8 protein-coding genes are annotated in these 8,827 nt (G+C 72.8%); 5 read left to right on the top strand and 3 right to left on the bottom strand.

Annotated elements, in window-relative coordinates; translation table 11 throughout:
- Positions 1–349 precede the first annotated feature (349 nt).
- The 3 genes from AB0D94_RS37270 to AB0D94_RS37260 all read left to right on the top strand — a co-directional run bounded on the left by AB0D94_RS37270 (position 350) and on the right by AB0D94_RS37260 (position 2,142).
- A complete protein-coding gene (locus AB0D94_RS37270) occupies positions 350–475 on the top strand; it encodes a hypothetical protein (protein WP_362062249.1) in 126 nt (41 codons plus the stop codon).
- A gap of 63 nt (positions 476–538) precedes the next feature.
- Positions 539–1,309 (top strand): hypothetical protein, encoded by a 771-nt coding sequence (locus AB0D94_RS37265; protein ID WP_362062246.1) that lies wholly within the window; start codon positions 539–541, stop codon positions 1,307–1,309.
- Between the two features lie 197 nt (positions 1,310–1,506).
- A complete protein-coding gene (locus AB0D94_RS37260) occupies positions 1,507–2,142 on the top strand; it encodes a hypothetical protein (RefSeq protein WP_362062243.1) in 636 nt (211 codons plus the stop codon).
- Positions 2,143–2,353: 211 nt separating this feature from the next.
- Here the strand turns inward: AB0D94_RS37260 and AB0D94_RS37255 are convergent, their stop codons facing one another.
- Positions 2,354–2,869 (bottom strand): hypothetical protein, encoded by a 516-nt coding sequence (locus AB0D94_RS37255; protein ID WP_362062240.1) that lies wholly within the window; start codon positions 2,867–2,869, stop codon positions 2,354–2,356.
- Between the two features lie 374 nt (positions 2,870–3,243).
- Here AB0D94_RS37255 and AB0D94_RS37250 point away from each other — a divergent pair, with 374 nt between their 5' ends.
- Complete coding sequence (locus AB0D94_RS37250) at positions 3,244–3,906, top strand: class F sortase (RefSeq protein ID WP_362062237.1); 663 nt, start codon at positions 3,244–3,246, stop codon at positions 3,904–3,906.
- A 3-nt stretch (positions 3,907–3,909) separates the two neighbouring features.
- On the opposite strand, the gene AB0D94_RS37245 is transcribed toward AB0D94_RS37250, so the two are convergent.
- Together AB0D94_RS37245 and lysX are read right to left on the bottom strand one after the other, a co-directional pair.
- A complete protein-coding gene (locus AB0D94_RS37245) occupies positions 3,910–4,803 on the bottom strand; it encodes a polysaccharide deacetylase family protein (RefSeq protein WP_362062234.1) in 894 nt (297 codons plus the stop codon).
- Between the two features lie 108 nt (positions 4,804–4,911).
- On the bottom strand, positions 4,912–8,214 hold the full coding sequence (gene lysX, locus AB0D94_RS37240) for a bifunctional lysylphosphatidylglycerol synthetase/lysine--tRNA ligase LysX (protein ID WP_362062231.1): 3,303 nt from the start codon (positions 8,212–8,214) through the stop codon (positions 4,912–4,914).
- 60 nt (positions 8,215–8,274) lie between these two features.
- On the opposite strand from lysX, the gene AB0D94_RS37235 reads away from it, so the two are divergent.
- A complete protein-coding gene (locus AB0D94_RS37235) occupies positions 8,275–8,736 on the top strand; it encodes a universal stress protein (RefSeq protein WP_362062228.1) in 462 nt (153 codons plus the stop codon).
- Positions 8,737–8,827: the final 91 nt, after the last annotated feature.

Genomic DNA, 8,827 nt, shown 5'->3' with positions numbered 1-8,827 from the left:
CCTTGGTGGGGGCCACCTGGGTGGGGCCAATCCGGGGGGCCACCCCGCCCCCCCGCCGCCCCCTCCGTGCCCCCCGAAGCCGACACCGGAGCCGACCCCCACGCCGACCCCGACGCCGAAGCCCACCCCGCCGCCCCCGGTCCCCACACCGCCTCCCCCGAAGCCCACACCACCGCCTCCACCCCCGCCACCACCGGCCCCGCCGAAACCGGCCCCGCGGCCCGTCCGGCCCGAGCCGGCCCCGCCGAAGCCGGCGCCCGCGCCCGCGCCGCCCCGCCTGTCCAAGGCGCCCACCCCACCCCCACCGGCGCCCGCCCCCGCGGCGACCCCGGCACCCTCGATGAAGCCGGTGGCCCGTCCCGCCTACCGCACGCCCGCCCGCAAACCGGTCGAGCACCGGATCTCACCCGTCACCTTCACCCTGCTGACCGCCGCGCCCGCGGTGCTCGCGATCGTCGCGCTGCGCCCCCGGTAGCCACGGCGCCGGCTTCACAACCGATGCAACCAGTGCAACCGATGTAACCGATTGGGAGTCATCTTGTCGGAATGGCTCGTTCTGTCCATCGCGATGGCCGCCGCCTGTGCCGTGGTGCTGTCCATCGCCTTCTTCAACCACCGCCGGATCGGCGAGGACGACGATCCGAACGAAACCCCCGACGTCATCGAGTACATGACGATGATGATCGGGGTGATCTACGCGATCGTCCTGGGCCTGGCGATCGCGGGCGTCTGGGAGGGCCGCGGGGCCGCCCAGGAGTCCGTACGCCAGGAGGCCCAGGCCCTGCACGAGATCAGCGTCCGCGCCGAGGTCTACCCGGCCGAGGTGCGGCAGAAGATCCGCTCCGACGTCGACGCGTACGTGACGCACGTGGTGGACACCGAGTGGAAGCAGATGGCGGACCACGGCCGACTCACCGACCGCGGCGGGGAGCTGCTGGAACGTATCCGCCGGGACGTCACCGACTACGAGCCGCAGACCGACCACGAGGGGCAGGCGTACCAGCCGCTGGTCGACCAGGTCGCGGCCGTGGACGACTCCCGCAGCGCACGCGGCCTCGGTGCCGGGGCCACCATGCCGGGGGTGGTGTGGTTCGGACTGATCGCCGGGGCCCTGGTGACGGTGGGTCTGATCTTCACCCTGCAGATCCGGCGGTCGTTCCGCGAATTGCTGCTGGCCGGCCTCTTCAGCGCGCTCATCGCCTTCCTGCTGTTCCTGATCTGGGACTTCGACGCGCCGTTCGGCCGGGGCATCTCGGCCACCGCCGAGCCGTTCCTCGCCCAGTTCCCACATCTGGATCTCGGCGGCTGAGGACCACCCGGCCCGGCGGCCCGCCAAACCGGGGGCGGGGCTCCCGTCCCCGGTTCGGCCCAGGGCCATGCCCCATTCGCCCGTTCCTGATCGCGGGTCACCGCCGCCGCGCCTAGCGTGGCGGACATCGAGGCGCACGACCCCCCACGTGCGGAAACCGTTCCGCGGCTGCTCCTCGGGGATCCGGAGAATCAACCATGGGTGCGATACGTACCTCCGCCACAGCCCTGCTGAGCGCCGGCGCCACGGGCGCCGTACTCGTGCTCGGTTCCCTCGCCGCCCCCGCCGCGACCGCGGTCGGGACCGGCACCCGGCAGGTCACCTCGTTCGGCTTCACCCTCACCCCCTCGACGGTCGCCCCGGGCGGCCAGGTGGTGCTCGCGGTCAGCGGCTGTGACGCCGCCTTCGCCACTTCCTCCTCCGGTGTCTTCGACACCGTGAGCATCGAGCGCGGCAAGACCGCGCGGGTCACCATCGACCGCGACGCCCGGCGTGGAGCCCAGTACTCCGTCTCCTTCACCTGCAACGGGGAGACCGGCTCCGCCGATCTGACGATCGCCGGCGGCACGAGCACACCCACCACCAGCTCCACCCGGGCGGCCACCTCCGCCGCCACCTCCGCCGCCACCTCCGCTGCCAGCGCCGCGCCCGTGGCCCCCAGGGCCGCCACCTCCGTGGTCACCCCCTCCGCGCGCGGTGTGCGCGGCGGCCTCGGCGGCAGCGTGTCCGGGCTGGACCCCCTGGAACTCGGCGCCGGCTCGGCCCTCTTCCTCACCGCCGTGGGCGGTACGGCGTACGCCCTGCGACGACGGGCCGCCGGCCGCGGGCACTGAGGCAGTGCCGTCCGTCCGGGCACGCACGGCCGGGGTCCCGCCCCCGGTCCTGCCTCCTCCCGTCGCGTACCACCCGTCCTGCCCGGCCGGCTCCGGCCCCGCAGCGCGGCCGCCCTCCCGTCCTGCCCCGGGACCGCCGGTCGCCCCGGGTCCTGGTCAGGACCCGGGGCGAGCGCGGTCGGGGCTTCCGGGGGCCGACCGGCGTGACCGGTCAGGCCTGGCCGCGCAGCGGGCGGCGACGGCGCATCACGTGGACGCCCGCTCCGAGTGCCGCGAAGCCCACGAGGCTCGCGCCGATGGCGGTCTCGGCGGTGGACGGGCCGATGGACCCTCCGATGCCGCCCTGAGCGCCCCTGCCGTCGAGGATCCTGAACCGGTGCGTGGCGACCAGGCTGTTGTCGTTGCACCTGACCGACAGGGTGTGGTTGCCCGGCGAGGCGTGGTTGAAGATCCGGACGGTGGCGAATCCGATCGACCCGGCGGACAGGTTGGCCGGCGGAAAGTTGCCGTGCGACGAGACGGTGCCTCCGTGACCGCAGCCTGAGGCGCTCACCTGCATCGTGGATCCCTGGTGGACGGCGTACGGGTTGACCGAGATGTTGCTGGGGCCGTTGCCCCCGTTGCCCCCGACCCCGCCGTTCGGGGGATCCGCGGAGGCGAGTGGAGCACTGAGGCCGATCGCGGCGCAGACGGCCGCCGTCATGGTGAGAGCGCGGAAAGCACGCATGGTGGAACCTCCAGCGGGAAGCGCCCCGGAGCGTCGGCCCCGGATGATCGACGAGAACGCCTCCCACGACGAACCCTCAGGTCGGCCCGCAAGCTCCGCATGTCCGGCTTTGGTCCGCTCGGTTGAGCGACACGCCGAAGCGCGGACACTTCGGCTGACGGATCCGCAGGTCACGACCCGTCAGGCATTTATGTGACGATTACCTGTATGGGCGCACCCCTTCCGGCCCCTTGCGCACCCCGCCGCCCGCTCGCCACCCGTTCGCCCCTCACCGATCGCCGTCCCGCCGACCCAGCCTTAACGTGCGTGAAGTAGGGCGTACAGGGGCGGGACAGGAACGCGGGACGGGACCCCCGCGTCGGGAAGGGAGAACGATGGGCGAGGACGAGACCGGGCAGTCACGCAAACGCTCACCGTGGGGCGTACTCGCCCTGGTCATGCTCAGCGGCCTCGCCATGGTGCGGAACGGCGTGAACATCGACGACGGGCCGCCGCAGCCCACCGCGGCCTCGGCCGTCGCGGTGACGTCCGGCCAGCTGCCGCTGAATCCGCCGCAGCCGCCCGCCGGCCTGGAGGAGCTGGAACACTCGTCGGTGCAGCGCATCCGGATCCCCACGATCAACGTGGACGCGCCGGTGATGACGGTCGGGCTGGACGCGGAGGGCTGGATCGACGCCCCGCCGCCGCAGGACCGCAATCTCGCGGGCTGGTACCTCAACGGCATCTCGCCGGGCCAGCGGGGCTCCTCGGTGATCGTCGGCCACGTGGACAACGCGCAGGGCCCGGCGGTCTTCTACGGCCTGGGCTCGGTCAAGCCGGGCAGCCAGGTGGAGGTGCAGCGGTACGACGGGCGCACCGCGGTGTTCGAGGTGTACGGGGTGGAGGTGTTCTCCAAGGAGACCTTCCCCGGAGCGCGGGTGTACGGGGACACCGGGCACCCGGAACTCCGGGTCATCACCTGTGGCGGCGGCTACTCCAAGGCCCGGGGCTACGACGGCAACGTGGTCGTCTTCGCCCGGATGGTGGCCACCCGCTGAGCCTCAGCGGGCGGGCAGCACCGGAAGCGTCATCCGGTAGCCCCGCGCGAGCAGTTGGGGCAGGTACGAGTCCAGCGCCCGCACGCTCTGGGTCCGGTCGCCGCCCGCGTCGTGGGACAGCACGATCACGCCGGGCGCGGCGCCGCCCAGGACCCGGGAGACGATCGTGGCGGTGCCGGGCTCCTTCCAGTCCAGGGTGTCCACGGTCCAGGCGAGCGGCTCCATGCCCAGTTCGGCCCCGACCTCGAAGGCGGCGCGGTTCCACTCCCCGTACGGCGCCCGGAACCACAGCGGCGGTTCGCCGACGGTCTGCTCCACGACCTCGCTGGTGCGGGCGATCTCGGCGGCCAGCGCGGGGCGGCTGAGCCGGGTCAGGTGCGGGTGCGTCCAGGTGTGGTTGCCGATGACGTGGCCCTCGTCGGCCATCCGGCGCAGCAGGTCGCGGTTCTCGGCGGCCATCTCCCCGCAGACGAAGAACATCGCGCGTACGCCGTACCGGGCGAGGGTGTCGAGGATGGCCGGGGTGTAGCGGGGGTCGGGCCCGTCGTCGAAGGTGAGCACCATGGCGCCGGCCGTGCTCGGGTCGGAGGGCAGTTCCAGGATGGGCCGGGTGCGGACGGCGGGCTTCGCCGCGGTCTGCCGGGCGGGCGCCTCGGCCGTCATCGGCCGCAGCCGGTACGACCTCTCGGGCAGGCCCTGGGACAGCCCGGGCGCCCCCGCGGCGGGGTGCGGGCCCGGTCCGGCGGCCGGGGCGGGGCCGGCGGGTCCGCTCGCCGTACCGGCTCCGGGCGTACCGCTCTCGCCTCCGCTGAGCAGTCCGGAGGCGGCGGCGATTCCGAGGAAGACGGCGGTACGCAGGAGCACGCGTCGCCCTACTGTCGGCTCGTCATTTTTCATTATTACTACGTATCAACGACATCGCCCCGGATGTCGAGAGGCGCGGACGCACCTCCTTCCCCTCACCCGCTCGGACCAGCGGCCGGCCGGGAAGACGCCCCCTGCCCGCTACCCCCGGCGCACCAGCGGGAACGGCAGCGTCTCGCGGATCGTCAGACCCGTCAGGAACATCACCAGGCGGTCGACGCCGATGCCCAGGCCGCCGGTCGGCGGCATCGCGTACTCCAGCGCGTCCAGGAAGTCGTTGTCGAGCTCCATGGCCTCGGGATCACCGCCGGCCGCCAGCAGCGACTGGGCGGTGAGCCGGCGCCGCTGCTCGACCGGGTCGGTCAGTTCCGAATAGGCGGTGCCCAGTTCGGTGCCGAAGGCGACCAGGTCCCAGCGCTCGGCGAGCCGGGGGTCCTTGCGGTGCTGTCGGGTGAGCGGGGAGACGTCGGTCGGGAAGTCCTTGTAGAAGGTGGGCAGCCCGGTCCTCTCCTCCACCAGCCGTTCGTACATCTCCAGGACCACGTCGCCGCGGGTGTTCTCGGGGGTGTGCGGCACCTGGGCCCGGTCGCACAGCCTGCGCAGCAGGTGCTCCTCGGTGTCGGCGTCGACCTCCTCGCCGAGGGCTTCGCTGATCGCCCCGTACATCGTCTTGACCGGCCAGGGCCCGGAGATGTCGTGGACGACCAGCTTTCCGTCGGGGTCCGCCTTGTGGGCGATCGGCGAGCCGAAGGCGGCCGTGGCGGCGCCCTGGATCAGTTCGCGCGTCAGGTCGAGCATCACGTCGTAGTCGGCGAAGGCCTGGTAGGCCTCCAGCATGGTGAACTCGGGGTTGTGCTTGTAGGAGACGCCTTCGTTGCGGAAGGTGCGGCCCATCTCGAAGACCTTCTCCATGCCGCCCACGCAGAGCCGTTTGAGGTACAGCTCGGGCGCGATGCGCAGGTACAGGTCCAGGTCGTAGGCGTTGATGTGGGTGCGGAAGGGCCGGGCGTTGGCACCGCCGTGGATCTGCTGGAGCATCGGGGTCTCGACCTCCAGGTAGCCGCGGTCCAGCAGTCCCTGGCGCAGGGCCTGCACCGCGCTGGAGCGGGCCCGTACCACGTCCCGTGCCTCGGGGCTGGCGACGAGGTCGAGGTAACGGCGCCGGACCCGGGCCTCCGGGTCGGCGAGGCCCTTGCGCTTGTCGGGCAGGGGGCGCAGGCATTTGCCGGTGAGCTGCCAGGACCGGACGACGAGGGAGAGCTCGCCGCTCCGGCTGGTGCCGACCTCGCCGCTCGCGACGACGTGGTCGCCGAAGTCGACCTGGGAGGTGAAGGCGTCCAGGACTCCTGCCCCGGCCTCGTCGCGGGTGAACATCAGCTGGAGGTCGCCCGACCAGTCGCGGAGCACGGCGAAGACCACGCCTCCGAGGTCGCGCACGACCATCACGCGGCCTGCGAGGGTGGCTTCCTCGCCGGAGCGGGCGGCGGGCGGGTAGCCGGGGTGTACGGCCTTCAGCTCGGCGACGGTGTGGGTGCGCCGGCGGATTCCGACGGGGTACGGGTCGGTACCGGCGGCCCGGATGCGTTCCAGCTTGTCGTGGCGCACCCGGACCTGCTCGGGCAGCCGCTCGGTCCGGACGGCACCGTCCTCCTGTCCTACGGCGTCCAGGTTGAGGGAGGCGATGGACGGGAGCCCCTCGGTGGTGGCGGGGTTGGTGAGGCCCTTGGGGTGGCCGTTGCCCCACAGGGTGCGCAGGCTGGGTACGGAGACGAAGCCCTCGGCGATGCCGGAGGCGAGGCTGACCCGGGCGAGCGAGCCGGCGTCCTGGTAGCAGAGGAACCGCGGGTACCACTCGGGGCCGTACTTGACGTTCGAGCGGTACAGCGCCTCCAGCTGCCACCAGCGGGAGAAGAACAGCAGCAGCTTGCGCCACAGTTTGAGGACGGGGCCCGCGCCGATCCGGCCGCCCTCCTCGAAGGCGGAGCGGAAGACGGCGAAGTTGAGGGAGATCCGGCGGACGCCCAGGCCGGGGGCGGCGGCGCAGAGCTGGGCGACCATGAACTCCATGACCCCGTTGGGGGCGGTACGGTCGCGGCGCATCAGGTCGAGGGAGATGCCGTCCTTGCCCCAGGGGACGAAGGAGAGCAGGGCGATCAGCTCCCCCTCGTCGTCGAGGGCCTCGACGAGCAGGCAGTCCCCGTCGGCGGCGTCGCCGAGCCGGTCCAGGGCCATGGAGAAGCCGCGTTCGGTCTCGGTGTCGCGCCACCGGTCGGCCCGGTCCACGATCATCTGCATCTCGTCCTCGGAGAGGGCGGAGTGGCGGCGGATGACGGTGGTGGCCCCGGTGCGCTGGACGCGGTTGACGGCCTGCCGGGTGACGCGCATGTCGCGGCCGTCGAGGTCGAAGCGGCCGACGTGCAGGATCGCCTCGTCCCCGAGCTGGAGGGCGCTGAGTCCGGAGCGGGCGTAGGCGTTGGCGCCGTCCTCGGAGGCGCCCATGACGGCGGGCTGCCAGCCGTAGCGGCGGGCCACGGCCAGCCAGGCGTCGATCGCGGGGGTCCAGGCTCCGGGGTCGCCCACCGGGTCGCCGCTGGCGAGGCAGACGCCGGCTTCGACGCGGTAGGTGACCGCGGCCATGCCGTTGGGGGCGAAGACGACGGCCTTGTCGCGGCGGGTGGCGAAGTAGCCGAGGGAGTCGCCCCGGCCGTAGGCGCCGAGGAGGGCGCGGATGCGGGGCTCCTCGTCCCCGTGCAGGGCGGCGGTCATCCGCTGGGAACGGAAGAGGGTCGCGGCGGCATTCAGCAGGGCGAGGGCGCCGAAGAGGCCGAGCAGGAAGTACAGCGGGCGGGGCGGGCGCCCGTCGAACTGCCGGGCGGAGAAGAGACCGCCGAAGACCTGTTTGGCGGCCCAGTCCAGCCACTGGCCCTTGGGCAGGGTGCCGGGGAAGAGCGCGACGAGGCCCCAGCCCACGAGGACGGCGGCGAACAGGCCGATGCCGAGGACCATCAGGGCGCGCCACAGGGCGCCGGGGCGGGAGGCGGCGTAGAACTCCTGGCGGGCGGCGATGAGGAGGACGAGGGCTGCCACAGCCAGGGCCATGGAGGGGACGCCGATCCAGTAGTCGCCGACGGCCATGTCCAGCACGTCGTCGAGGATCAGCAGGGCCAGATAGATGACGACGATCCACCAGGCGACCTTCTTGCGGGTGCCGAGGGCAGCGGCGAGGAGGAAGAGGAAGACGGCGTAGGCGAGGTTCGCGCTGACCGGCACCACGACGAGGTCGAGGAAGCGCACCACGTGGCGCAGCAGCCGCCGGAGGGTGGGTGAGAGCGCCAGCAGGGCGCACAGCAGGCCGATGACCCCGAAGAACGCGCCGAATCCGTCGGGCACCCGGTTCAGGAAGCGGTTCCGGGTCCCGTGGGTCTCCTCCACGCTGGCACTCATGGTTCGCACTGTAGGGAGGGCGGCGCCGGTCCGCGCGCCGAGCCGGATAGCCTCGGAAGGGTGACAGAGCACGTGAACACGGGATTCGAGCGCGGTACGGACGGCCCGAAAGTGATCCTCGCCGGGGTTGACGGTTCGGAGTCATCGCTGCGGGCGGCGGCCTACGCGGCGGGGCTGGCCCGGCGGCAGAACGCGCTGCTGGCCCTGGTGTACGTCCAGCCGGTGATGCCGGCCGGGGCCTCGATGGGCGCGCCGGTGGGCGATGCCACCGGGGAGATCGCGCAGGAGCTGGTCGCGGAGATCCGCGAGTCGGCGGAGCGGCTCCGGGGCATCTACGAGGTGCGCTGGCAGTTCCACACCTTCCGCGGCGACCCGTACGCGGGCCTGGTCAGCGCGGCGGAGGAGCTGACGGCGGACGCGGTGGTGGTCGGCGCCTCGGAGCAGGCGGGTCACCGCTTCGTGGGTTCGGTGGCTGTTCGCCTGGTCAAGGCGGGCAAGTGGCCCGTGACGGTGGTGCCCTGACCGGACGCCGGCCGACGTCCGGGCATCCAGGCAGCAACGGGCCTCCTGGTAGGTGCGGCTGATGGCCGACAGTTGTGCGACCGGCCCCGCC

Source organism: Streptomyces sp. NPDC048255 (assembly GCF_040652415.1).
Lineage (GTDB): Bacteria > Actinomycetota > Actinomycetes > Streptomycetales > Streptomycetaceae > Streptomyces.
Note: the sequence above shows the minus strand (reverse complement) of the source record. Positions and strands in the feature narration are given on the sequence as shown.